A 25,550-nucleotide genomic window follows, 5' to 3' on the forward strand; every position below is an offset into this window, starting at 1 on the left:
TCCCATGCTTTTAAAGCAAAGAGCAGGGGCCGCTTCGCGCTGGAGCGCCAGCCCGGCCCAGCGGGAGCAAGCTCCCTCGCCACAGGTCGCTGGTTGTCAGTTCTAGCTTTTAACTGACTGGCATTAGGGCAAGCCCGCTCCCACAGGGAATCTTTACGCCCTGATCAGGCGTCTTCGTCGCCGAAGCTGGCTTTGCCCACACGCTTGGCGTAATGGTTGTACGCCGCGCCGAGCTTTCTCTGCTCGAAGATCGAGAACACCAGGGTGCCCAGCAGGATCAGCATCCACACCAGAAACAACTTCATCGTATCCACATGGGCAACGAACAGCAGCAGGGTCACTACGCCGCCAATCACCATGCCTAACCCCATCCATGCCCCCAGTACGCGCCCCACGGCCAGGCGAATACCTTTGGGCAGGACCAGCCGCGTGGCCATCATGACGACGATAAGGGCCAGAAAGAAACCAAACGCGGCCATGAACGGAATCTGAAAGCCGCCCTCGCGGTACAGCCAAGCGAGCAGTTGATAGAACGGGCCCCGTTCGGCCATCTGTGGATAAGTCTCGGGGCCGGGCAAATGCAGTTGAGCAAAATGCGCAGGCGTCATGGCCATGACGCCCACCCCGAGCAGCGCTATCACGGCGCCATAAAAACCACCGGCGCGCCATAAAGGCGCCAGCACGCGGCGGTTTTCCACATCCTCAGTCAGCGCTACGCCGAACACCGCCTTCGGGTGTTTACCCTGTGAAATAACCGTTTGGCCTTCTCGCTCACCGGCGTCGCCAATCAGCATCACGTCCAGGTCCTGGACCAACAGGATTTCACCCTGGCGGCGGGAACTGCCCAGCAGCTCATACTCGACAGGCGATTTATTGCCAAACAGGTCAATCCCTTCAGCAATCACGCGGACCTCACCGCCGGCATCCTGCAGCCGGAAGTCATGACAGCGCGCCTCACCCAACACCCGACTCCAACTCCAATCGCCGTCCTTGTCTTTGGTCCCCTCTTCGACAATCAGCACGTAACCCACACACGGCTTGCCGTAAACCGGCGACAGCATGGTCTGGTCGGCGACCACCTTGCCGCGCACTTCCACCAAGCCCATAGCCAGCGAACGAATCTGACTGGTGGCCAGGCGCTGCTCGGTTTTGTAGAAACTGGGGCCAAAGCTGACCAGCAAACCGAACAGAATGCCCACGGGAAAAAACAGCGCGATCAGGATGTTTGGCGCATAAACCATCAACGCGATAAAGCCGGCCAGGACCACCAGCGCCAGCGCGGTTTTCCACTTCGGCTTTTTCACCACAACGCCTGCCTGGGTGGTTTTCATGCCCCCGGCACCTCAAGCTTCACGCCTTCGTAGCGGGTTTCTTCGGCGCTGATGGCCAACAACGGAATGCGCTGATAGCTGAGCATCCGCGCAAAAAACAGGTCGGGGAACACCGCAATGGCGATGTTGTAGAGGTTCACCGACTCATTGAAGAACTCACGCCGGTCAGCAATGCGCTCCTCCACGGCCGAGATAGCCTGTTGCAACTCGACCATGTTCGGCCCCGAAATCAGCGCCGGATAACTCTCCGCCACCGCAATCACCGACTTGAGCGCCGCGTTGAGTTGGTTGGACGCATCGACCTTATCGTTGAGGCTGCTGGCGTTCAGGTATTGAGTGCGCGCGTCGCTGAGGCGGGTAAACAATGCGTTCTCATGGTTCATGGCGGTCTGCACCACGCGCATCAGATCGGGGATCTGATCGGCCCGTTGCTTGAGCAGCACGTCGATGTTGGCGAAAGCTTTATCCACATCATTGCGCCGCATCACCAGGCCGTTGTAAACGCCGACCATCCAGCCGACCAGGCCGACGACAATGATCAGCACGACGATACCGGCGATAAGCAGTTCTATGTTCATGGTGAAGGCATTCCCTGGCTGAGTTATCCACAGGGAGGCATTCTAGGGCTAAAGCGCAGTGAAGCACCCGGACTTAGCGCACAGAACCGACAAGCGCGTTGTTCAAGGCTAGAAACGTCTGTGCAAATCAGGAAATATCAGCTGTGCAAACCACACAGGCAGTCCCGGAAAAATCGACCGTGACTTTGCTGAAGAGGCTTCAACTACCCCCAAATCAATGAGTTTTCTGAGTTGCTCACTGGCGACTCGGTCGTGCAGGCTGGAAAACGTCTTGAAGTCGGCTCGAAGAATCTCGCCTTGGGTCAGCAAGATATGGATCGCTTTGGCCATTTCCTGCTTCACGCCTGCCTGAATAAATCGCGGCTCAAGCCCAACGACCCGCTCCAGCCGGTGGCGCAAGGACACAAGGTCCATGGCTTGCTCGACATAGTCCATTTGATCGATGCAAATCTGCAGCATGAATTCCACAAAGCCAAACAAACCCGCTTGGGTGAGTTGACCCCGACCATCCAGATCGCCTCGGCGAGGCTGATCCGCTGCGCGCAGATGGGCATAGTATTCATCCTGCTTAAGCGCCAACCCTCTGGACAGTGACCACAATGGGGAAGCAAGCCCAAGCCGCATCAGTTGCAGGTGGGTCATCATGCGTACAACCCGGCCATTGCCATCTTCAAAGGGGTGCACGAAAGCAAGGCGATGATGGTAAGCCAGCGAGCCAAGGATTCGCGGAGTCAGGTCAGGTTGTCTGCCATAGACCTGCTGAAGCCGAGTGAGCATGGGGGTTACAGCTCCCCAGGCTGGCGCAGCATGGTCACCCACCAGAACATTTCGCTGCGCGGCGTCACGCAGTTGGCCAGGCACCAGCAGGTGCCCGTCACCCAGGCGCAAATCTTCATCACTCGCCTCGCGGAAAAGGCGGCGATGAATAACAGACACCAGTTCTGGCGTGAAGAACAGATCCCAAGGGGCGTCCATGGATTGGGGCCGTCGCAAGGCTCTCTCCAACAATTCCTGAACACCAATATGACTTTCGGCGAGAGCTCGCAGCTCCTTGGGGTCGCGCCTGGGCACGCGAGCCGACAACGTGACCGGCTCCGTAAACTGGCCCTCGATCAGGTTGCTGTAATAGCTACTGGTGATCCGCATCAAACCGCCTATGCGGTTGGCCGTTTGCCTGGGCAAGAGCCCTGTCAGCTTTCCAGCGCGAAAGCCGAGGGACTCTGCCGTACGCACTGTCGACGCAGGAAACCCCGGAGAAGGCCAGATAGGCTCAAGCCAATGGTTTCCAGAGATAAATTCCTGCGCCATTACGGTTACCTTTTTCCGATTTATCTTCCGATATATTTTTTCACAACGACCAATATTAGCTGGGCTTTTCCGGGTTTTAACACCGATATTCAGATTTATTTTTCCGATATTTTTTCCTATTTTTTAATCTAGGAAAAATCTGCATTCAATGCCATACGTATTACCTCATTACGCACCACCTTGCCCAACGCATTACGCGGGATGACGTCACTCAGCACGATTCGCTGAGGCAACTTGAACGGTGCCAGGCGCGTTCGCAGCCAGGCGAGAATGTCCTCCGCCGAGGTGCCCGCTGCTTCGGGTGCCAGCTTGACCAGTACAACCACGCGCTGACCCGCTTCGCAATCCGGCGCACCTGCCACCGCGGCATCTGCGACCGCCGGGTGCAGGATCAGTTGGTTTTCCACTTCCACCGGGGAAACCTTGTCGGTGAAGCAGACGATCTGGTCCTTGCAGCGTCCGACAAATCGGTATTCGCCGCCGGGCTCCTGGCGCATCAGGTCGCCAGATGCGAACCAGCCTTTGGGGCTATGGCTGATGATGTCGCCGGGGCCGGTCCAGTAACCGAGGCTGAGGTTGGGGCCGCGCACTTGCAGTTCGCCTACTGTGCCTGGGGTCACTTCGATACCGTCGGCACCCACCAGGCGTGCATGGCCGGGCACCAGGTTCAGGGTGTCCCAGGCCGAACCGAAGGCCGTGCTGCCCAGGCATTCCGTCAAGCCATAGGCATTGCTCAGTCGCACGTCGAAAGTGCTTTGGAAGGTCTCGGCAACCGCGGGCCGGCACGCGTCGCCACCGATGCCGCACACCCGCAACGAGCTGAGGTCGCGCGCACGTTTGCGCTGGGCGTCCACCAGCGGTTGGCAGATAAACGGCGCGATAAACACCGTAGTGCCGCCTTCTAGCTCAATAGCATCGAGAAGTCTGTCGGCGTCGAAGCGACTGAGCATGACCTCCTGACAGCCACGGATAACCGTCGCCAACAACATAAACGAACCGGAGACATGGGCCACCGGCGTGCTGCCGATGGTGCAGGCATCCGCATCCAGCTTCCACGTGCTCAATGCACCGATAACGTGGGAAATCGCCCGCTGGTTATAGGCCACCAGTTTGGGCATGCCGGTGGTGCCGGAAGTCGCCAGCAACAGGCACGTGGAGTCGATGTCGGCCGGTACTTTCGCCTGCTGGCGGCTGCCTTCGCCCAACAGCGCGTGCCAATGGGTGCTGGTAAAAGTGCGCGTACGCTCAAGTAACGTGTTGTCTATCTGCGAAACAACCGGTTGCAGGTCCGCCTCATGGATAAACAATTTCGGCCGCAGCCACCCCAGAAACTCATCCAGTTCACGGGCGGTGAATTCACACTTGAGCGGCACCATGATCGCCCCGCTCATCATCGCGGCAAACAGGAAAACCGCGTACAGCGGCGAGGTCCGCACCAGCATGACAACCCGATCACCCGGCTCAATGCCCGCCCGCTTGAGCCCATCGCTCAGGCGCACCACTTCAGTGACCAGGCGGTGATAGGACCAGATGTCGCCGTCGGCAATCAGGGCAACGGCGTTGGGCCGCTCGGCGGCATGATGGAACAGTGCGTGCAAAGGTGTCTGCGAAGGAGACTGGGCTTCAGCGGGTTCGAAACAGGTCAGCATGATCGTCTTCCAGGGGGCTAGTACCACTCGCGCCTTAGCGCTCTATCCCAAAGGGAACACCTGGAAGTACGGATTTATTTCGTGAAGGTTCGGTTACGTTCACATTGCGCGCAGAAAAACCCCGGCTACCGGAGTTCTGATGCTGTGAGTTCGACATAGCTGGATTTGCCGCCGCCGGTCGCACCCGACAGCCAGCCCCACTCGAAGTCCAGCGTAGTACGCCCGACGTCGTCGATGCCGACAGTGCCACGGGACCAGCCGGCCAGGAGCTCTCCTTGCGTGGTCAGGCACTGGAACAGAAGCTCGATGGAATTTGGGCCTGTCACGCGCCCGACCTGCTGCCCAAGGTGGATTCGGCCGCCTTGGTAAGTGCCGGTAATAGCGTCACCCTCGACCAGGTAATGAAATATCGTGCCGGAGCCGGAAAGCCCGTGGGTGTTGTTGGCGACAGCGAACCTGCGATTGTTCAAACGCTCGCGGATCGTTGAAAAGGGAGTTTGCTTCAAAACCGAATCCTTTCGTATGACGAGGTCCATTTCGACAGCAACCTGGAGACCCGAGTGGTGAAAAACAATATATTTTGACACCAAGAGGTCAATGAGTTCAGGCGATAATCGAGGTAGCAGACCATGCCAGCAGGATTAATATTTTGACACCTAGCGGTTGATCTCAACAGAGCTAAACGGGTTTCAACAATATATTTTGACAACTCTTGTCGAGAGCTAACGTTGACGCTGTGACGGCAACCCACCAACGAAGGCTCCCAAAAGGAGCCTTTGTCTCTTAACCCGCCGTAGCTATTATCTATCCAACCTGACGATCGCATCGGCAATTTTTTTCACGGCTTCAGGCCACCCAAGTGACGGATCGGAGAGTTCATCTATAACAGCTATGAGCCATTTATGAGCCTCATAAAGTTCAGGCCTTGTCTTAACCATGTTATAGACCGCTTTGGCAGCGAAACCCGTACAAGCCACCGGGATCAAGATGCGACCCTGCTCTATGGCTATCTCTGCTTCGCGAATCACGCCCCCGGCCACGACCAACTGACCGTCTTCTATCTTATTGCCAAATACAAAAATGCTCACTCCTGCCAAGCCAATCATTCTCTGGCGGTACTCTTCCCATAAAACGCTTAGATCCTGTTTGGAGCTCGGGAATTGCGGAAAGGGGCGCATAACCAATTGATCTTCGGAATACTTCTCCGGATGCTGATATATCGCGTCTAGAGCGCCATTGATCACAGCGCTACCGACGCCCCAGCCGAACCCGTTCACAATCCTGCGATCTTTAAATACAAGCTCGGATGACAGGGTATGAATGAATTTAAGGGATTGCTCCTTCCCCCAATCTCCATAGTCTTCGGCGCTGCCGGAAATAAAAACGGTCTTTTTTAGATATCGTCGTTCGATTTCCTTGAGAATTTCAGTAATGTCCGAGTACTTATCCACCAAGAGCGGTTGAATGCCGTACCTTCGCAGGTCTTCAACACGGAAATCTTGTTTCCGTCTTTTGTACAGTTGAATCTCTTCGTCCTCATCAGAATCCACGTCCTCTCGTTTCACGAAGCAATAGTGGGTCCGGATTGTGGATGTATGAAGACGGCTGAGTACGTAATCCAAGTTAGGATCCGTGAAACTGAAACCAATGAAAAGGAAGGTCTTTGAGACCAAATCACCACTGAGAGCTGTGACGAAGGGCGCGTAATCTCGGTAGTATGTCTCATACTGCTGCTTGTAGAGGATGGCGTTCGCAGCATCCGACACACAGCCGTGCATTTTGTATACGACAGCGTCTCTTTTCGGGCGAGTGACGTTCAGCTGGCTCAATTTGTATTTCACATCTGCGACCTTGTAGGCCTGCTTCAGAGAGTCCTCAATGAGGCTATCGTAGTTGGTCGTCCAATAGGTCCTTATCGGAAGACGAGCTAATATTTTGTGATTATCAGAAGGCTCAGCCTGATGGGAAAACTCTTCAACAATCTTCCGGGTCAGTTTTGCAGGCCCCTTAGTTTTATTTACGTGATATTGAGCCAGAGAAATCAAGTCACTTTCTAGATCAATCTTTAGTTCAAGCTCCTCTGCAATATCTGTTAACAACTCTTTCCAGTTCACATGCCCTGAAGACTTAGATAGACCCGCACCTGCAAAAATTGCGGCGTTATTTCCAGTTAAATCTTTGACAAAGTCCCGAATAAAACTATTTATCTCACCAGTGAATTTCATAGTCTGCACCCATAAGAAAGCCGCTTACTGCAAAGCAATAAGCGGCGCTATTAAAAATTAATATTTATTACGAGTTTCGATCGCTTTTTCGATCCAGCTATCAATATTCTCAGAAATATAGTTGTATCTCGCTTTGCTATCAGTACCGATTGGATTATAAATCTGTACAATAGAAGAAAGTTCCTTCTTGTCATCGCCCAGAGTGAAGTGAGCAAATGGGTCGGCACCTTGGCTAGAGGTCTTCTCTCCAGAATCCTTAATGCCATGGACGTAGATACCTAGCACCCCCATCTTATTAGACCAAGCTTTTTTGATTTCGTAATCGATCCATTTCCGCTTAGCTGTGTTCGAACCAATCAAGACAATTGTGCAAGTGCGACCTTTCATCTGAGAGTCAATCCATTTCTGAATCTCTCCATCACCGCCCTCGGTCACTTTCTCCCAATCGTTATCGAGTGCCGGCTGATTGCCTTCAATCGCGCCAATACTGCGAATCGTGCTTGCCCGCCAGCTATCAGGCTTATAATGGAAACTGAAAAAACACTTACGAGCCATCACATCTTCCTTTACGAGTGGTTACCAAACAGTTCGGGCATAACGCCCATTCTTCATATTGGGATCAAACAATGCCAACTGCCCGTCAGAGGCGACGTCAACACGACGATAGAGATCCAAATATTCTTGCCCGTAAGTGCCGCGAGTATCCTGAGTCGGTACGATCACTATTTTGTCGTTAAGTTTGACACCATCGGCAAAACCGATTTCCCAAGGACACCAACGGGAGCGGGACGAATTTTCCGTAGCCAAATATACGAAATAATCATTCTCCTTAATTTGGTGTTGAATTCGCGTAGCGGTATCTCTATTTGGCCGCTCGGGCATGTCGGCATCTAGCCAATCTATGTAAACCTTACAGCCAGCATCTTGCAGCAATTGCGCAAAGCCTAAAGCGAGATTCTGGTCTTTATGGCTATGGCACAAAAAAATGGTTGATTGCCCAAGATTCTTTGCTTGCTGAATCGATCTAGCTTGCGTATTGAACTGTGAACGCCGGTAAGATGCGCTACGTAGAGAGTCCGTTGTAATCAAGATTGAGCACTCGTCCTGTGTGATCTTATTTTGATATCACTTATTTTGAGGATTTTCAATAGTATTAAAGTAGGCGTCAAATTTTGGGCGACAGTGTTTTCAGTCTCCTCTAACAGGAATGCCCCTGTGTAAATGGCGCTTCAGAGCTTGTAATATTTTCAAACACAAAATCTTAAGATCAGGTTTGTCTGGTGACTCGTCGGCCCCTAAGCGGTGCGCCACGTTCAGGAGAACTAGCAGTCTCGAGCTAGAGCCTAAGCACTACACGGAAGTGATGTCCGCGAAATCGATTCATACACGCGTCCGAAATAGGTCATCAATTCGGGGAGGCTACCCCGAAACTCTCCTATATTGACTATCTCGGAGGTCGGCAAGGCTCCGCGCCTAAAAGGGAAATGATCGTCGATACCAGACTAAACCTTCGGCAAGATCACAAACCAAAATCGGACATATAGTGGAGGCCATGAAAAAGAAAAAACCCCTAAAATCAGGGGCTTAAGGCATTTTTTCAAAATCTATTGTCTGAAACCATGAGCTGGTGCTCAACAAAATATTTTGACACCAACAGCTCAGTAAACACTGGGGTAGACGGCTCAACAGAGTGCGCCGGCTGATCGAATATTTTGACACCTACCAGTCAATCTGACTAAACCAACCCTGATTTTCAACAATATATTTTGACACCGTGGGCACACCTAACGAGTAGCCACACTGTGATGGTGCTTGGTTAGCTGCAACCGCTGCGTAGTTGCGTGGACTTGACCACCCATTTGCATTCGACTTGACCAGTCGTTTGCATCGGAGTTGACCAGAATACTGAGTGGCCTTGACCGGCAAAAAACGGCCGATTCTGTTGAAAAAGTCGGCTTACCCAAAACGCTCGAATATTGATGGATGAAAACATCTCTTTTGCACGCTGCTACGTGAAATCCGACTCCTGAACCTTCTGCGCAAAACTCAGATTTCAATCTCAGGCGCGTACTTTTCTGCCGTGGAATTCGAAGCCGACTTTTTCAACAGAATCGGCCAATAGCTGTCCTTCATGAATTTCGCTCAAACAACATCCTTTCCAGCGTATTGTCCTTCATCCAATAGTGATGAAACAGCCCCGCCACCGCGTGCAAACCAATCAACCAATACCCTGTAGTGCCAACCAGCTCATGCCAGTACTTGAGCTGTTTTGCGAAGTCTGGGGCAATGGCTACCGGTGCCGGCACGTGAAAGCCAAAGTACGGGAACGGCTTATCGCCAGCTGCGAGCATCAGCCAAGCAAGGATGGGCGTTGCGATCATCAGCCCGTACAGCGAAAGGTGTGTCAGATGCGCGATAGCTGTCTGCCATACCGGTGGTTTTGGGGTTATCGGTGGTCGTGGGCTCAAGCGCCCGACCAGGCGAACCCACACCAGGGCGAAGATGCTTGTACCAAACAAGCCGTGAAAGCCCATGAGCAAACCCCGTGCTTCGCTGCCTTTGGGCAGATAACCCTTGATTTCAACACAGGCATATACCCCGACGAACAGGGCCAGCATCAGCCAGTGCAGGGTTATTGAAAGTTTTCCAAATCGGGTTACGGCGGTGTCGCTGGTCATAAGAAGCGTCTCTTGATTGTTGAGAGGAACGTTGAACCGGTTGCCTTGAACCGGCTGCGTAACACTGCTCGTCCTGTCTTAAGAGAGTCTGAAGATTGACTCTCAGGTTAACCTTCTTTCACCTTCAGACTTCGTTAAGAAATGGCTTGGATACTTCGCTCAAACCCATTGAGGGAGGCGTTCGGCCCATGCCCGATTTTGACTGGAACATACCCCTGCCGTTGTATTTCGGCCAAGCTGAAACGCGGCCGTTGACCCTGACAGCTGCGTTGCCGGATGACGCTTTGCGAGAGAAGCTCGAAGCCTTTATCCAGCAACGTTTCCGAAAGGCCCACGGCGCCGATATCCGCCACTTCATGCCCGAGCTGTTCGGCATGCACAACGGTGAGGGCCAGTTGTGCGCAGTGGCCGGTGTGCGTCGCGCGCACCTTGAACCGCTATTTCTGGAGCGGTATCTGGACGAGCCGATCGAGCCATTGATTAGCGCGGCCGCTGATCACTCGGTAGACCGAAATGCCATTGTCGAGGTTGGCAATCTGGCGGCTAGCGACACCGGCAGCGCGCGCCTGAGCATCATCGCCATCACCTATCTGCTGGCCATGGGTGGCCTGGAATGGGTGACGTTCACCGGCAATATCGGACTGGTCAACAGCTTCCGTCGTCTCGGCCTGAAACCCGTGACATTGTGCGCCGCAGATCCGGATCGACTGGGTGACGAGCGTCAACATTGGGGCAGTTATTACGAGAGCAAACCCTGGGTGCACGTCGGCGACATCCGCGCCGGGTTCGTCCACCTACGCAATATCGGCCTGTTCAGCCGCCTGGGCTTGCCGACCCCGATTGAAGGAGCCTGCCATGTCGCTTGAACTGCAACGCTTTCAGGAAACCTTGCGCGAGCATGCCCGGCGCAATGACAGCGCGACCGCGCTGTGGGGCGATACGCTGAAACTCGATTACGCCACCCTGTATGCAGAAGTGCTGTATCGCCAGGAGCGCCTGCGCGATGAGCAGGTGCAAGTCGTCGCCCTGGCGCTGGACAACGGCGTCGACGCAATGCTCTGGGATCTGGCGGTATTGTTCGAAGGGTTGACCTGCGTAACGCTACCGCCGTTTTTCAGCTCAGCACAACGCGCCCATTGTCTGGAGCAGAGTCAGGCCGAACGCGTGATTGCCGAACCGGAGCTGGAACCCGAACTGCGCGCTGCCGGCTATGAGCAACGTGGCGAGTTCTGGTGTCGCACCTTCAGCAGTCAAAGACGCATGCCGATGGGCACCGCCAAACTGACCTTCACATCTGGCACCACCGGCACGCCGAAAGGTGTTTGCCTGAGTGCCGACAGCTTGCTGCGGGTCGCACGAGAGCTGGATCAGGCGAGCGAAACCACCCGGCCGCAGCATCACTTGGCGCTACTACCGTTGGCGATACTGCTGGAGAACCTAGGCTGTTATGCCGCGCTGTATGCCGGTGCGATGCTCAGTTTGCCGAGCCAGAAAACCCTCGGCATTCAGGGCGCCAGTGGCGTCGATGTCCCGCACCTGCTCGGTTATCTCGCCGGGCGTGCGCCGCATAGCCTTATTCTGGTGCCACAGCTGTTACTGATGCTAGTCAGCGCCGCCGAACAGAAAGCCTTCGCCCCGCAAACTCTGCGCTTTGCTGCGGTCGGTGGTGCACGAGTTTCCAAAGATTTGCTGGACCGTGCGCAACGGGTCGGCTTACCAGTTTTTGAAGGTTACGGTTTGTCCGAATGCGCGTCAGTGGTGTGCCTCAACCGCCCCGGCGCACTCCGACCCGGCAGTGTCGGTCGACCGCTGCCCCATGTCGAAGTGCGGTTGGCCGAAGACGGTGAAGTGCTAATCAAGGGCTCGACGTTGCTCGGCTATCTAGGAGACGCACCGTACGCCGATGAGTGGTGGCCGAGCGGCGACCTGGGCGAGTTCGACCCGGAAGGTTTTCTTTATCTCAAGGGCCGCAAGAAGCATCAGTTCGTCACCAGTTACGGGCGCAACGTCAACCCGGAATGGGTCGAGTCCGAGCTGACCCAGCGCCGCCACATCGCCCAGGCGTTTGTTTACGGCGAGTCCTTGCCGCGCAATCACGCCCTGCTCTGGCCGCATCGCCCGGACTGCACCGATGCCGAACTAGCCGCTGCCGTCGCCGAAGCCAACGAGGCGCTGCCCGATTACGCCCAAGTGCATCAGTGGACGCGCCTGCAGCACCCCTTCACCGCCGCCAATGGCTTTCTAACCGCCAATGGCCGCCCACGCCGCGATGCCATTGTCGCGCAATACCACGCCCAATTGACCGAATCCGTTGTCCGAGAGGAAGCCGCATCATGAGTTTTTTCGACACCCTGCAAGAAGCCACACAGCATGAACGCCACGAGCTGTTCAATCTGCCGATCATCCTCGATGCGTTGCACGGTAAGGTCAGCCTCGATAGCTATCGGGCTTTTCTCGCACAGGCCTACTATCACGTGCGCCACACGGTGCCGTTGATGATGGAGTGCGGCGCACGTTTGCCCACACGTCTGGAATGGCTACGCAAAGCGGTGTGCGAGTACATCGAAGACGAATACGGCCACGAACAGTGGGTGCTCAACGACATCGCAGCCTGCGGAGGTGATCGCAAGGCCGTGCATGATGGTCAGCCTTCGCTGCCGATTGAGCTGATGGTGAGCTTCCTTTATGACCTGATCGCCAGAGGCAACCCGGTGGGTCTGTTCGGCATGGTCAATGTCCTCGAAGGCACCAGCATCGCCCTGGCCACACACGCGGCAGGGAGCATTCGGGAGCGCCTGGCGTTGCCGGAAACCGCCTTCAGTTACCTGAGTTCTCACGGTTCGCTCGACATCGAACACATGCAAACCTATCGCCGCCTGATGAACCAGCTGGAAGATCCTGAGGATCAAGCGGCAGTGATTCATGCTTCAAAAGTCGTTTACCGACTGTACACCGACATGTTTCGCAGCCTGCCTCGTGACGCGGAGATTGAACATGCAGCTGCGTAACGCGCGCGTGGTCTTGACCGGTGCCAGTGGCGGAATCGGCATGGCTATCGCCGAAGCCTTGTGCGCCGCCGGTGCGCGAGTATTGGCCGTGGCGCGGCATCAGGAAGCCTTGGCCCCGCTGCTCAAACGCTACCCTGAGGCCCTGTGCTGGGTCGCAGCTGACCTGACACTGCCAAGCGACCAACGCAAAGTACTCGCCGCCGCCGAAGAAATTGGCGGAGTCAATCTGTTGATCAACGCTGCTGGGGTGAATCACTTCGCCATGCTCGAACAGCTCGACGACAGTGATATCAATGCGATGCTCGCGTTGAATATCAACGCGCCGATTTGCCTGACCAAGCTATTGCTGCCGCTACTCAAGCAGGCCGATAGCGCCATGGTAGTCAACGTCGGCTCGACCTATGGTTCGATCGGCTATGCCGGTTACGCCAGCTATTGCGCGACGAAGTTTGCCCTGCGCGGATTCTCCGAAGCGTTGCGCCGAGAGCTGGCCGACACCCGGGTCAGCGTGCTCTACGTCGCACCGCGGGCCACCCGCACGTCGATGAACAGCGTGACGGCGCAAGCCCTGAACGATGCGCTTAAGGCCAACGTCGATGATCCGCAAACCGTGGCCTCGGCGGTGATCCACGCGATTGCCGGGGACCGCCGCGACCTGTATCTGGGATGGCCCGAGCGCTTCTTCGTGCGCCTAAACAATCTACTGCCGCAACTGGTCGATCGAGGTCTGCGCAAGCAGTTGCCCCTGATCCGTCGCTTCAGCGAAAAACCCGAGAACGAGACCCTCAAACCATGAAAAAAATCTTCGCGTGCCTGTTGATCGCAACCCTCAGCCAAAGCGTCTGGGCGCTGGAGGCCGCCGACCAGCAACGCCTGAGCAGCATTCAACAAACCTGGGCGCACATCCAATATGAAGTGGCTGAAAAACAGCGCGCCGCCGCGTTCGAGCAGTTGTCCAGCGAAACTCAGGCGTTCACTGCGCAGCGCCCGGCGGTGGCCGAAGCCTGGATCTGGAAAGGCATTGTCACCAGCAGCTGGGCCGGTGCCGAAGGCGGACTCGGAGCGCTGGGAAAAGCCAAGGAAGCCAAGGCCGACCTGGAGAAGTCCCTAACCCTCAACCCCAAGGCTCTGCAAGGCTCGGCCTATACCAGCCTGGCGGCGCTGTATGATCGTGTGCCCGGCTGGCCCATCAGTTTCGGCGATAGCGACAAAGCTGAACAGTTGCTCAAGCAGGCGCTGCAACTCAACCCCGACGGCATCGACAGCCTGTACTTCTGGGGCGATCACCTCTACCGTCAGAAACGCTACGCTGAAGCAAAAGCAGCGCTGCAAAAAGCCCAGCAAGCGGCGCCGCGTCCCGGCCGTGAAACGGCAGATGCCGGACGCCGCAAAGAGATCGCCACTCTGCTGGTAGACGTCAACAAGAAAACCGACTGACCAGGAGTCCTCGTGCGTGTATTACTGATTGAGGATGATGTGGCGCTAGGTGAAGGCATCCATCAAGCGCTGGGGCGCGAAGGATACACCGTCGATTGGCTCAAGGACGGCAGCAGCGCGCTGCATGCCCTGCTCAGCGAAACGTTCGATGTCGCTGTGCTGGATCTCGGCTTGCCACGCATGGACGGTCTAGAAGTACTGCGGCGCCTGCGCGACAGCGGCTCGAACCTGCCGGTGTTGATTCTCACCGCCCGCGATGCAACCGAAGATCGCATCGCAGGGCTGGATGCCGGTGCCGACGACTACCTGATCAAACCGTTCGACCTGGCCGAACTCAAGGCGCGATTGCGAGCGTTGTTGCGGCGCAGTGCCGGGCGCGCGCAAGCTCTGATCGAACATGCCGGCATCATCCTCAACCCCGGTACCCAGCAGGTCAGCTACAAGGGCCTTCCCGTAGCACTGACGCCCAAGGAGTATCAGTTGCTGCATGAACTGCTCTCACCTCCGGGTCGGGTGATGACTCGAGATCAGCTGATTCGACTGCTCTATGGCTGGAGTGAAGAAGCGGAAAGTAACACGCTTGAAGTGCACATCCATCACCTACGTAAAAAGTTCTCCACTGAGCTGATCCGCACCATTCGGGGTGTGGGCTATCTAGTGGAGGATCGCTGATGACTTCGATCCGCCGCCGTACATTGACGCTGATCATTGGCCTGCTGCTGGCCGGTCTGGCGGTGCTCAGCCTCTTCAATCTGCACGATAGCAATCATGAAATTGCCGAGGTTTACGATGCTCAACTGGCGCAGAACGCGCGCTTATTGCAAGGCGTGATGCGCATGCCGCTGGCGAGCAAGCAGCACGCCGAACTGTACCGGGCTTTCAATACCGCACTGGGCGAAGCGGTGCCGCGCGGCGATGGTCATCCATACGAACGGAAAATTGCTTTTCAGGTATGGAGCCCTGGCGGGGAGGTGTTGGTGCACACCGCCAGTGCACCGTCCTTCAGTTCACCGCCGACGCAACCGGGTTTCAGTGATGTGGTGGATTTGAACCATCGTCATTGGCGCGCCTTCCTCCTTGAAGACTCACAAAACGGCATGCGCATCTGGGTTGGCGAGCGCGATGATGTGCGCGCGGATCTGGTCGATCGCATCGTTCGCCATACGCTATGGCCGAACATCGTCGGCAGTTTACTGCTCGCGGCGATGGTCTGGCTCGCTATAGGCTGGGGCTTAAAGCCCTTGGCAAACATGGCCGAGACCCTGCGGGCCCGCCACAGCGGTTCACTTGAGCCGTTGCAACTGACACCGTTGCCCAGCGAACTTGAGCCCATGCAGGCGGCGCTCAACCGCATGCTCGCGCAGATTCAAGAAGTGCTTGGCCGCGAACGACGCTTCATTGCCGACGCTGCCCACGAAATGCGTACGCCACTCGCCGTGCTGCGGGTGCACGCGCAAAACCTACTGGAGGCAGGCACAGAGCAGGAACGTCGAGAATCGCTGGAATTCCTCATCTCAGGCGTTGATCGAACCAGCCGACTGGTCAACCAGTTACTGACCATGGCGCGACTGGAACCCCAACCTAATCCGCCACCGCTACAGCGCATCGACCTCTGCGAAACCGTGCGTAATAGTCTCGTGCAACTGACACCGTGGTTGTTGAGCAAAAACCTTGAACTGATATTCGATGTCAGCGACCAGCCATTTTATGTATTCGCCAACCCCTCCGCCATCGACATCGCGCTGAGCAACCTAATCACCAACGCAGCCAATTTCTCTCCCGAACACGGGTTAATCGCTGTGCAACTCAACCAGGCCGATGGCTTCTGTCATTTGACCGTCGACGACCAGGGGCCGGGAATTGATGAGTCATGTAGAGAGCGATTATTTGAGCGTTTCTATAGCCGTGGAACGGCGCAAGGAGCCGGTTTGGGGCTAACCATCGTCAACACAATCGCCATGCGCTTGAACGGTCGTATTGAATTGGTAAACCGGGCCGAGGGGGGGTTGAGGGCTACGTTATCAATTCCAGCCTAAGAATAACGGCAAAGCATCAAATGATTATTTCGTTTCGCACAGCCGGTAAACATCGTACGAGGAGGCAAGGTCCCAAATAGCGCAGGTTATGCGCTTACCAGTACAAGGGGCACTGGTAGGCCAGTGTAGGGAGCGCTGGTTACCGCAGCCATTAAAAAAGGCCCCCACACCGGGCTAACGTGTAGGAGCCTTTTGAACATAAGCGGCGTTATTGGAAAAGGTTACCGTAAGCGTTTACGACGTTAAGGGCGCATCGGTGCGTTTATCCAACTTTGGCTCGCAAGCATATTTCAAAAATTCCAGATTTTGAGGACGCTCTTAGAAATTAAAGGAGATACCTCTCGATAATCAGCGCGATGAATACTATCCACGACGCCGCCAACATACTAGTAATAGCAATCCATTGCGCGCCCATGACTTCGGTTCCGCTTATGCGCATCTATTCAGTGGAGAATAGCTAGTTGCCTAATCGGGTGTCTGTAGGAAATTGACCATGGGGCCTAGGATAATCAGTTTCGTCTACATTCATACGCCGGATGTGATCCGCCTGAACAAGAGGCGGTCACTCCGAAATGGAGTAAATTATCAATATCGGCTCAAAGCGATGGCGATTTCAGTTTTCACCATCATGTCGCTGATTGCCGAGCTATCATCTATCGATGCGACCGAATTCCCCGATTGCCAGAATCAAAGACTTACGATCAAGGGCTTCTAAAAAAATCTCAGAAAACCTCAGCTTTCTTCGTCTGCACAAACTACCCTGAGAGGTCACCTATGAACTCTGACAAGGAAAGTCCGATGAAAAAGCAAAAATCTGTGGCTGACACCGATGCGCTCATAATCAACATAAACGACGGGTTCGAGCTCAGTTTTTGGGCCGTGAAGTTCGGGGTAACTAAAGATAAGATCAGGGCTGCCGTCCGCCAGGAGGGGAATTCACTTACGGCAGTAAAGCGCCATTTCGCTCTCTCCCAGCACGCCTAACCATCCAAGACTACGATCGATAGACGTGAATGCGCCTCTAAACAGACTTCAGTTGCGCGTCAGCAATGCCACTCACTAGCCCGGTGAGGATTCTGCGTGTCCAAGGCGACAGAAGGTTGTGCAGCAAACTCCGCGTTATCAGCCAAATATGACCTATCACGCTCAGTAATAGCGGCAAGCTATGGCTTCCGTGATGTTCTGCATATCGAGAAAAACCGTGCTCGCTACGTTGGCCAAAACGACATGTTCTTTTTGCACCAACATAGGGCGCCATGTCCCATGGTGGTCCCATGGGGCTATTTTTCGGACGCCAAAAACCACAAACCCCCGACTTTCTCTAGGAACATCAGGGGTTTGTGTTTTAGAAATTTGGCGGTGAAGGAGAGATTCGAACATAGGGCGCGTTATTGGTAACGCTGTTCGATAGTGGGAGTGTTCTGAATCAAGCGGGCCGGAACTCAACGGTCAGATGACTGACTTCATGAACTGGTCTGAGCCGATCACGAATACTCTCAGCGCTCGCGGTGGATTCACCAATCACACTCACGATAGCTGCATGCGCTTCTGGTCCAAGGCGCCAGACATGCAAGTCTGTGATGGTTGCATCCCCTGGCCTCTCAACCAGCTCCCGGATCTCTTCCGCTACATGCTCGTCCGTTTTATCCAGCAGTACAGCAGAAGTCACCCCCATCAGCGTCCAAGCCCATCGTGCGATCACAATTGCGCCGACGATGCCCATAACAGGATCCAGCCATACCCAGCCTAGGTATCGGCCAGCGAGTAGTGCAGCAATTGCTAGGACAGAGGTCAGCGCGTCCGCGATTACGTGAACGTAGGCAGACTTCAGGTTGTTGTCGTGTCCAGGATGGACATGGTCATGACCATCATGGTCGTGACCATGACTGTGCCCGTGTCCCAGCAGCAGAGCACTAACAATGTTGACGATCAAACCGGCGATCGCGATGAGCGTAGCAGTGCCGAACTGAACTTCAGTTGGCTGTAAAAGGCGCATGACCGACTCAACGGCGATTATTAGGGAAACCATACCGAGAATCAGCGCCGAGGCGAACCCGCCCAAATCTCCGACCTTTCCGGTTCCGAAACTGTAGCGCTGGCTCGATGCATGGCGTTTTGCATATCCGTACGCCGCCGCCGCGATACCCAACGCGCCAGCGTGAGTCGCCATATGAAAACCATCGGCCAACAAGGCCATCGATCCAGTTATATAGCCGGCAGTAATCTCACCCACCATCATCACCACAGTCAGTGCCACAACCCAAAGTGTGCGCTTGGTATTTTCGTCATGCGATGAGCCTAGAAACACATGTTCGTGTACGTGACTGGTATTGGCGCTAATCATGAATATTCACCCGCATACTTTTACTTGGAGTAACGGCGAATGGCTTCAAGAAGCTCTTCGACGCCTTTTTTGCGCTCTTCTTCACTGAGCGAAGGGTTAGCAACATGCTCTCGAGCGTGGTCCTCAATGATTTCCTCCATCAAGCCATTCATTGCTCCACGAGTAGCAGCTACGAGGTGCAGTGTTTTGGCGCAATCGAGATCCGACTCTAATGCACGCTCAACAGCTTGAAGTTGCCCAGCGATACGCTTTACCCGCTTGAGAAGCTCTTCTTTGGTTGCTGCCAAGTGGCCCATCACATACTCCCCCGCCTCTATATTTTGCACAGGATAGGCATACCCCCTACCCCTATACAAGGTAATCAGAGAAAAATAGATCAACTTAAAATGCTGGGATGGAAAGAGATGCTGAGCGAAAGCGGGAGCACCAGGCCTGGAAGGCAGGTTTCGGTGTAGAACGACGAATTCAAGGACTAAGTTGCCGATCGAACGAAATGGCCCATCAAGGGCATTCTCCAAGCTTCATATTTGCACCAACATAGTGCGCCAGTCCCATGGTGGTCCCATGAAGGCTTTTTTAGGGCGCCAAAAACCACAAACCCCCGACTTTCTCTAGGAAAATCAGGGGTTTGCGTTTTAGTAATTTGGCGGTGAAGGAGAGATTCGAAACCTCAACAAGTCAAGAAGCTTCCGTATGCCACTCAGCGTCCACGCAATGACGGCTTTTGGCCGATTTCTGCCTGTCGTGAGGGGCAGCAAGCGGCCCAGAGTGTGTCAAAACCCTTGTTAGCGGCTTCCACTCTAGTGTTTTTTCCAACTCAGCCCAGGTCAGACATTAGTTGCTCAGATTACGTATAAGATTCCGGAAATCAGCAGGTACGCCGACAACGTGGGCTAGAGGCTAGAAATCTGGGGGTTGGATGATTGCAAGCAACGTTTCATATCTTTGTCCGGTTTGTGGATACCCCGGGCTTGAAGAGCCTCCATACGATGAGGTTGGCTGCTCTTCGTTTGGCATGTGCCCGTCCTGCGGTACGCAGTTCGGCTATGATGACGCAACATCTGCTCATGCTGATTTGCGGAGATTATGGATCTCTAAAGAGGCATTCCGGTATGCGAGACCGTATCGGTTCAGACACCGCGAATAGTCATCAAAAGCCAAACAATGCCGTCCCAGTACTTGATCGTTGCCAACACTAAAGCTCCAAGAATTGGTATCAAGGACAGCCCCTTCAGCAGCCGAAAGGTTCTGGTCAGTGTTTGGCCCTGTTTGTCCACCTGATCGATGGTGATCCTAAGCAGGCGTTGGAGCTTTGGTGGGTAGGTTTTTATCTTGTCTTTGAAATCATCGAAGATGACATTGAAGCTATGAAGCAGGCGCTCCGTCTGCAGCATTTGATTGTGCAAGATCGCAAGCAGAACCACCGAGACCACAGCCAGGCCGAGGACAAGGATAAAACCTTCGAACTTTGAGGTGGTTTTCTCCAGTGCTACCAAACCGGCTAACGATATCGGGAGGGCGAGCATCTTGCCGGCAATGTCTCCCAGCACTCCACTCAGCTTGGTGCCATAGTCGATTTCAGCCTGGGCCACTTCACGACGAACCCGCTCAAACGAGAAGCTATAGACATACGTTTGGAGATTGGCGCGGTAAGTGGCCAAGACCTCTCGCCACTCCCGCACGATCACCAGAAGCAAATTCGGCTCGCTTTCGAACTTCTCGATGACGCTCGCGACGGCCATCCGAATCATCAATTTTCGTTCAGAGAGGTGCGCCTTGTTTTCATTTTTCCGATTGAGAATTTCTTCCAATAAGCTCAAGTGGTTAAGTTCATAATCGAGCACTTTGACGTCGACCTGAGTAGGCAGCAGAAATGTTCTCGGAGGCTTCGCCCCATCAGGTGGTAAGGCAAAAAATAGGTTATAGCCGTCCGGGCTACTGTCTTTGTCAACGCCGATCGCTAGTAGCGCAAGCAACTCAATTAACCGACAGACGCACCTGAGAGACTTAATCTCCGGGGGTTCAATATCATCGCTGTCTGCCCAGCGAAGCTCAGTGATGTAAACATTGCTCGGAAATTGCCCCTTGCCCAACGAACCATTTCGCGCGACAAACTCGGTCAGGCTGCTGTAAAAATGGCCCGACTCATTCGATGGCAAGCGAAATTCAATTTCAAGAAAGTCTGCCTCGTCAGAAAGATGCTCAAACTTTCCATAGGCAGCCGGCAACTCATCACACATTCGTAATGCGCTAATGATTTCGGCCGTTGGCGCTCCCTCGTAACTGACGACCCCGTCTTCAATGGTGGGTGCTCCAAGGGCACGGTAGAGGGCTACCACATGAGAGAACATTTTCAGCCGTTCCTTGCCAGCAGTTCTTTCTCGACCACATCAATCAGCTCGGTCGTCATGTTGGACAGGGTCAACTTCTTCCGAACTTCATCGTAATAGACGTCTGCGGCGGGATCCTTTCCAAGCGCTCCGCGTTCGAACTGCAACGACCAATTGGAAGCATCTCCTTTGATCCGAGTCTTCTCCTTCAGCGTTTTAGCGTTGACCGTAAAGTCGTCAGGAACCTTGTTTTTTTCACTGTTCAAATAATCTTTCAGGCCTGCGATTTCATCAACTAGGTCAGCAGGAACATGAGCGACGGCGGCGTGAACAATGGAATCCAATCGTGCTGACTTGCCTGCTGCCAATTGCACTTCTAGATATTTGATTACCGCTTCTTTAGCCCTGTAGCCGAAGCTTTTTAAAGATTTGTTGTCGCGAAAGAACTTGGCTACGTTATCGATAGCATTTTTCGTAGCACGCCCCGAAGCCACGCCTTTTGCACAGCCCAATGCAGAGATGAAGTAGTCAGACGCCTGACTGTCGCGGCCACGACTAATGAAACATAGATAGGTGGAGTCGGCTTCCTCTGCCATCTCACTTTCGGGTGTTGGGGCAGCAGCCATAGCCTGAATGGCGACAAAGCTCCCCAAGTTGATCCGAGCAGCTTGCTGAACTTTGTTCAGATCTACTTCCTGAATCTCTTTTGGGACATAGTTTTCGTCCAACTGAATGCCACCACGCTCCTTCATGCTAGCGACGAGGAAAAAATTGGAAGCTCCGGAGGAGTACTGGGCGCATAGAATATGTCCGCCGGTCGACAGCACCTGAGTACCCGCCTGCTCTACCAGTTGATCCATGGCCAAGTGAGTCAGATCGATGAACTGGGCCTCATCATCCTGTACGGCTACAAACTCGGTGAAACGTCCAGGAAATGGACCTTGCCGTTCATCATTGGCGAACTGGCCGTAGACCACACTGTTGCCTTCTTTGCCGATGAGACCGTGAATCCCATTCACCAGAAATTGTAATGCTGGGTTTTCGGTATTGAGTACCACATCCTTTTTCACCACATCGGAGATAAAGCTCGTTTTCGCCAGCTTTTTGAAACTGTGAATGATGGCGGTTTTCAGTGTAATCATGGGTCGAATTCCGTTCCGATAGCATCAATATGGAATCACTGAAAATAACACCTTACCCAACAAACTTCAGGGCTTATCTCGACACACTTAAGCGAGGAAGGGAATCCATGCCTACCCCTTGAGCGTAGCCGAGATTGCGACACAACTGTACATACATACAGCAAAATTATCCATGCCGTTCGTCCTGTCTGAATAAGGAGGTAACCCCCAAGCTCATTCCAGAGCTGAAGTGGTGCCGGCAAACATTACGTCCGAGAAATCAACTCAGGCACGATCCCCCCAAAATGGTCATCAACTGAAATTAGGACTACTCCGAATCTCTCCTATATTGACTACTTCGGAGGTCGACATGGCTCTGCCGCCGGAAAGGAAATCTTCTCTATTCGCTCGTTCAGTCCAAAGGAAATGTGATGAGAGTAGCGATCTTGGATATCCAAAATTTCCGCGGTATCCGTGCAGGAAGCGTTCACTTTAAAGACCATCCTGTGCTGATCGGGGCTAACAACACCGGAAAAACTACGGTGATAGAGGCATTGACGCTTCTTCTAGGAAGGGAGCGGATGATCAGGGAACTCACCGAACATGACTTTTACGGTTCAGATCCCCAGCCTGCCGACCGAATAAAGCTTATAGCCACAATCACAGATTTTCCTTCCGAAGACCCTTATCAGAATACCGATTGGTTTAGAGACGGCAGAGGCGTGCCTAAATGGCTGGACGAAGCCAACGGTACGATCAGCGCGGTTCGCACCGAGGAGGCATCGAAGCTTTGCTGCCAAATCGGCGCTCAAGCTTATTTCGACCGCGACTCACTCTCGGTCGAGATGGTTCGTTACTTCCACGATCACGATAGCCCGATGGATCCCTTCGCCGACGACTCGCCCGTTGGCGTTCCTCCACGCTTGATAAAAGAGATTGGGTTTTATCTCGTACGAGCGAGCCGTACCTGGGACAAGGTTTTTACATGGGGGAGTGAGCTTTTCCGGCGTACGCTGCAAGTAGCCGCAGCGCAACCGTCCGAAGCCATTTTAGCCGAGCGTGATCGGCTTAGGCGTCCGGAGGCCCCAATCGAGAACGATGATCGAATTTCACCACTGATCCAGAACGTCAACGCTGAGTTAGCGAGATGCATACCGAATGCACCCCATGTTCAACTGCGGGTGACGAGTACTGATAGCCGATCACTCCTAGACTCTGTCGCAGCACATTTCGCTGTCGTCGGAGGACTAGGCGTACCCGCCGCAAGACAAGGCAGCGGTTTGGTGTCTCTGCAAGGTTTATTACTACTTCTGGAACTAGGTCGAGGTCGTGCAGCAGAAGGTGAAGGATTTCTAATGGCCTTGGAGGAGCCCGAGCTTCATCTGCCCCCGGCAGGTCAGCAGCAGCTGGTACAACGAGTGCAAGCACTTTCGACCCAAACCTTCATTACTACGCATTCCCCATTGATCGCTGCGGTATCAGATCCAACCTCTGTATTGATTCTGCGAAATGTCGACGGTCATCTTTCGGCCCTCCCTTTTTTATCAGAGCCGTTGCTACCAAATGCTCAGAATTGGAAGAGGAAGTTTTTTCAGCAAAGTCGCGTGGATGTCCTGTCGGCTTTAATGCACCCGTGTGTATTGGTGCCTGAGGGTCGTGCTGATTTCCTGTTACTGAAAACGGTGCTACGACCTTTGATGTTGTCCGAGGGTTGGTCCACGAGCATGCCATCTATGTTTGGATTGGAGGTCGGCGTCGTACCCACTGAGGATGCCAAAGTGGTCGAGACGTTCCAGTTACTGTCAGCCACTCATAACAAGGTCTGCTGCCTGGTGGACGGCGACAGAGACGGTAAACGCTATATCTCAAGCCTTCTGGCAGAGCCCACTGCTCCCTCATCAGTAATACGGTGGGCTGACGACGAAATGATCGAAGACGCCATAGGCTGGATTTTGGCTGCGGATGAAGACGACGTAGTTGGGAGGCTTACGGAGTTGACGGAGGTTGCCCCCTCGACTGTGTCCGACATCGTCACCCACTTAAAAAATAAAAAAGTGGACGTGATCTGCTACGAGTCGGTGGCAGACGCGATAGTTAACTCACCTCTCTGCCGTGCCAGAGCAGCAGAGTTGTTCAGCTGTTTGGCTATGGCGTGCGCGGGAACTGCTAGCGCCCATTTCGCCGCCGACCCAGAGGGTGTCTGGGTATTCCAACCATGACAATTCAATCTTTTTCCGGCGCGGCGGGTTGTGGAAAGACTCATCAGTTAATGGCAAACCTAGCCGCGAGATTGGAAAGACAGCCTCTACAGGCGTTTCAAAAAGTTTTGGCGTTGACCTTTATGCATGGGTCGCGGAGGCGTTTGGACGACCGATTGGGCGATGTCGACCTTCTACGTCGGCAGTACGAGTGCACAACAATCGATGGATTCGCTTGGAGAATCGTCAGTAGATGGCAAGCACTAATAACCCAATTAGAGATGGGGCATCCAAGAGTCAATGATTATGAAGCGGTGTGTCAGATCGCCGCTGATCTCCTTTCTCACGATATCGTTGTCCGCTGGATCGCCGCGACGTATCCCATTGTGGTCGTGGATGAAGCACAAGATCTCACGCCAAACCGACTGCGGATAGTGCAGGCAATGGCTCCCCATGTGGACCTTCTAATTGCTGCAGATGAGTTTCAATGTCTCATCGAGGAGCTACGTCCTAATCCAGCCTGCGATTGGTTAACTGCTGTTGGCCACGACGCACTTCTTCAGCAGCCTAGGCGCACCTCAGATCGTAATCTCCTTGCCGCCGCCGGTGCTATCCGATCAGCACAGGCTCCAGCATCAAATGGGCTCTTTAAGATTTTCCACACACCCACACCGGCTCTCGCCGCTTCATACGTTTCTAATGGCATTGGTTGGAATAGAGGGGGGAATCGGGTCGCGATTATCACCCCAACAATGGGGCAATTTGCCCACGGCATCCTCACATGGGTCGCCACCCGAACAACAGGCAGAGGAAACGGCCCCTACAACATAATTCTGGAAGAGTCAGAGACCAAGCTTGCAGACACATTCGTTGACGATCTGGCTCTGCCGGACCAAGCCACATTGGCGGAAGCTTTCGCATTGATGGCGGAAAAACCTGCACCGATTGCTCAAGACTTCGTGCGTTGGCTAGAGAAACAGCGTCGGACTAAGGGAAGGACGCATGTCCTTCGCGAAGAAATGGAGGACACCATACGGCACTCATTTTCAAACCAACGACGTCTAAGCTCACGAGATGGGCCAGGTATTCGAGCGCTAACCGTTCATGGAGCAAAAAACAGAGAATTTGATCTAGTTATTGTGCTTTGGCCTGCGGCAATTCGTGGAAATGACGAGCAGCAGAGACGGCTACTTTATAATGCCGTTACCAGAGCAAAGCACCAGTGTCTGGTACTAGTACAACTCCCGAGAGCAATGATACTTCCTCCTTTCTCCGTTCGAGAGGAGTTAGCTTTAAACGAGAACTAG

The 25,550-nt window shown here is 54.1% G+C and carries 23 protein-coding genes; 10 read left to right on the forward strand and 13 right to left on the reverse strand.

Annotation, left to right across the window (positions count from 1 at the left end; translation table 11 throughout):
• Nucleotides 1-164: 164 nt before the first annotated feature.
• The 9 genes from P5706_RS32915 to P5706_RS32955 all read right to left on the reverse strand — a co-directional run bounded on the left by P5706_RS32915 (nucleotide 165) and on the right by P5706_RS32955 (nucleotide 9,769).
• Nucleotides 165-1,331 carry a hypothetical protein gene (locus tag P5706_RS32915; RefSeq protein ID WP_285684665.1) on the reverse strand — a complete coding sequence of 389 codons (1,167 nt, stop codon included), beginning with the start codon at nucleotides 1,329-1,331 and terminating at the stop codon, nucleotides 165-167.
• Nucleotides 1,328-1,909: a LemA family protein gene (locus tag P5706_RS32920; protein ID WP_064454818.1), complete on the reverse strand. Its 582-nt coding sequence runs from the start codon at nucleotides 1,907-1,909 to the stop codon at nucleotides 1,328-1,330. The genes P5706_RS32915 and P5706_RS32920 overlap by 4 nt, the downstream gene beginning before the upstream one ends.
• A gap of 108 nt (nucleotides 1,910-2,017) precedes the next feature.
• Complete coding sequence (locus P5706_RS32925; RefSeq protein WP_285684670.1) at nucleotides 2,018-3,217, reverse strand: Fic family protein; 1,200 nt, start codon at nucleotides 3,215-3,217, stop codon at nucleotides 2,018-2,020.
• 128 nt (nucleotides 3,218-3,345) lie between these two features.
• A complete protein-coding gene (locus P5706_RS32930) occupies nucleotides 3,346-4,866 on the reverse strand; it encodes a class I adenylate-forming enzyme family protein (RefSeq protein WP_285684672.1) in 1,521 nt (506 codons plus the stop codon).
• A 125-nt stretch (nucleotides 4,867-4,991) separates the two neighbouring features.
• Nucleotides 4,992-5,402 carry an avidin-fold protein gene (locus P5706_RS32935; RefSeq protein ID WP_285684674.1) on the reverse strand — a complete coding sequence of 137 codons (411 nt, stop codon included), beginning with the start codon at nucleotides 5,400-5,402 and terminating at the stop codon, nucleotides 4,992-4,994.
• Nucleotides 5,403-5,666: 264 nt separating this feature from the next.
• Nucleotides 5,667-7,091, reverse strand: coding sequence for an SIR2 family protein (locus P5706_RS32940; protein ID WP_285684677.1), 1,425 nt, complete (start codon nucleotides 7,089-7,091; stop codon nucleotides 5,667-5,669).
• Between the two features lie 57 nt (nucleotides 7,092-7,148).
• Nucleotides 7,149-7,646: a TIR domain-containing protein gene (locus P5706_RS32945; protein WP_285684679.1), complete on the reverse strand. Its 498-nt coding sequence runs from the start codon at nucleotides 7,644-7,646 to the stop codon at nucleotides 7,149-7,151.
• A 21-nt stretch (nucleotides 7,647-7,667) separates the two neighbouring features.
• Nucleotides 7,668-8,180: a toll/interleukin-1 receptor domain-containing protein gene (locus P5706_RS32950; protein ID WP_285684681.1), complete on the reverse strand. Its 513-nt coding sequence runs from the start codon at nucleotides 8,178-8,180 to the stop codon at nucleotides 7,668-7,670.
• A 1,040-nt stretch (nucleotides 8,181-9,220) separates the two neighbouring features.
• Nucleotides 9,221-9,769, reverse strand: coding sequence for a cytochrome b (locus P5706_RS32955; RefSeq protein ID WP_170036618.1), 549 nt, complete (start codon nucleotides 9,767-9,769; stop codon nucleotides 9,221-9,223).
• A 188-nt stretch (nucleotides 9,770-9,957) separates the two neighbouring features.
• On the opposite strand from P5706_RS32955, the gene P5706_RS32960 reads away from it, so the two are divergent.
• The 8 genes from P5706_RS32960 to P5706_RS32995 all read left to right on the forward strand — a co-directional run bounded on the left by P5706_RS32960 (nucleotide 9,958) and on the right by P5706_RS32995 (nucleotide 17,234).
• On the forward strand, nucleotides 9,958-10,635 hold the full coding sequence (locus tag P5706_RS32960; protein ID WP_170036616.1) for a thermostable hemolysin: 678 nt from the start codon (nucleotides 9,958-9,960) through the stop codon (nucleotides 10,633-10,635).
• Complete coding sequence (locus P5706_RS32965) at nucleotides 10,625-12,106, forward strand: AMP-binding protein (RefSeq protein ID WP_170036614.1); 1,482 nt, start codon at nucleotides 10,625-10,627, stop codon at nucleotides 12,104-12,106. Before P5706_RS32960 ends, P5706_RS32965 begins: the two co-directional genes overlap by 11 nt.
• Entirely contained in the window at nucleotides 12,103-12,777 is a 675-nt protein-coding gene (locus P5706_RS32970; RefSeq protein WP_285684686.1) for an iron-containing redox enzyme family protein, read from the forward strand. The genes P5706_RS32965 and P5706_RS32970 overlap by 4 nt, the downstream gene beginning before the upstream one ends.
• On the forward strand, nucleotides 12,764-13,573 hold the full coding sequence (locus P5706_RS32975; RefSeq protein ID WP_170036610.1) for an SDR family oxidoreductase: 810 nt from the start codon (nucleotides 12,764-12,766) through the stop codon (nucleotides 13,571-13,573). Before P5706_RS32970 ends, P5706_RS32975 begins: the two co-directional genes overlap by 14 nt.
• Nucleotides 13,570-14,214, forward strand: coding sequence for a tetratricopeptide repeat protein (locus tag P5706_RS32980; protein WP_170036608.1), 645 nt, complete (start codon nucleotides 13,570-13,572; stop codon nucleotides 14,212-14,214). The genes P5706_RS32975 and P5706_RS32980 overlap by 4 nt, the downstream gene beginning before the upstream one ends.
• A gap of 12 nt (nucleotides 14,215-14,226) precedes the next feature.
• Complete coding sequence (locus P5706_RS32985; RefSeq protein WP_170036606.1) at nucleotides 14,227-14,886, forward strand: response regulator; 660 nt, start codon at nucleotides 14,227-14,229, stop codon at nucleotides 14,884-14,886.
• Nucleotides 14,886-16,250, forward strand: a complete 1,365-nt coding sequence (locus P5706_RS32990; RefSeq protein WP_170036604.1) for a sensor histidine kinase — start codon at nucleotides 14,886-14,888, stop codon at nucleotides 16,248-16,250. The genes P5706_RS32985 and P5706_RS32990 overlap by 1 nt, the downstream gene beginning before the upstream one ends.
• Nucleotides 16,251-17,048: 798 nt before the next feature.
• Complete coding sequence (locus tag P5706_RS32995; protein ID WP_170036602.1) at nucleotides 17,049-17,234, forward strand: DUF3606 domain-containing protein; 186 nt, start codon at nucleotides 17,049-17,051, stop codon at nucleotides 17,232-17,234.
• Nucleotides 17,235-17,676: 442 nt separating this feature from the next.
• Here P5706_RS32995 and dmeF read toward each other — a convergent pair whose 3' ends face one another.
• The 4 genes from dmeF to P5706_RS33015 all read right to left on the reverse strand — a co-directional run bounded on the left by dmeF (nucleotide 17,677) and on the right by P5706_RS33015 (nucleotide 22,066).
• Nucleotides 17,677-18,594, reverse strand: coding sequence for a CDF family Co(II)/Ni(II) efflux transporter DmeF (dmeF, locus tag P5706_RS33000; RefSeq protein ID WP_170036600.1), 918 nt, complete (start codon nucleotides 18,592-18,594; stop codon nucleotides 17,677-17,679).
• Between the two features lie 20 nt (nucleotides 18,595-18,614).
• Nucleotides 18,615-18,890 (reverse strand): metal/formaldehyde-sensitive transcriptional repressor, encoded by a 276-nt coding sequence (locus tag P5706_RS33005; protein ID WP_170036598.1) that lies wholly within the window; start codon nucleotides 18,888-18,890, stop codon nucleotides 18,615-18,617.
• Between the two features lie 834 nt (nucleotides 18,891-19,724).
• Entirely contained in the window at nucleotides 19,725-20,945 is a 1,221-nt protein-coding gene (locus tag P5706_RS33010) for a hypothetical protein (RefSeq protein ID WP_170036596.1), read from the reverse strand.
• A gap of 2 nt (nucleotides 20,946-20,947) precedes the next feature.
• Nucleotides 20,948-22,066 carry a nucleoid-associated protein gene (locus P5706_RS33015; protein WP_170036594.1) on the reverse strand — a complete coding sequence of 373 codons (1,119 nt, stop codon included), beginning with the start codon at nucleotides 22,064-22,066 and terminating at the stop codon, nucleotides 20,948-20,950.
• A 410-nt stretch (nucleotides 22,067-22,476) separates the two neighbouring features.
• Between P5706_RS33015 and P5706_RS33020 the strand changes: the two genes are divergently transcribed.
• The gene (locus P5706_RS33020) at nucleotides 22,477-24,264 is read left to right on the forward strand and encodes an ATP-dependent nuclease (RefSeq protein WP_170036592.1); all 1,788 of its coding nucleotides are present in this window, start codon (nucleotides 22,477-22,479) and stop codon (nucleotides 24,262-24,264) included.
• Nucleotides 24,261-25,550, forward strand: coding sequence for an ATP-binding domain-containing protein (locus P5706_RS33025; RefSeq protein ID WP_170036590.1), 1,290 nt, complete (start codon nucleotides 24,261-24,263; stop codon nucleotides 25,548-25,550). The genes P5706_RS33020 and P5706_RS33025 overlap by 4 nt, the downstream gene beginning before the upstream one ends.

This window comes from Pseudomonas sp. ChxA (assembly GCF_030263855.1).
GTDB lineage: Bacteria > Pseudomonadota > Gammaproteobacteria > Pseudomonadales > Pseudomonadaceae > Aquipseudomonas > Aquipseudomonas fluorescens_CB.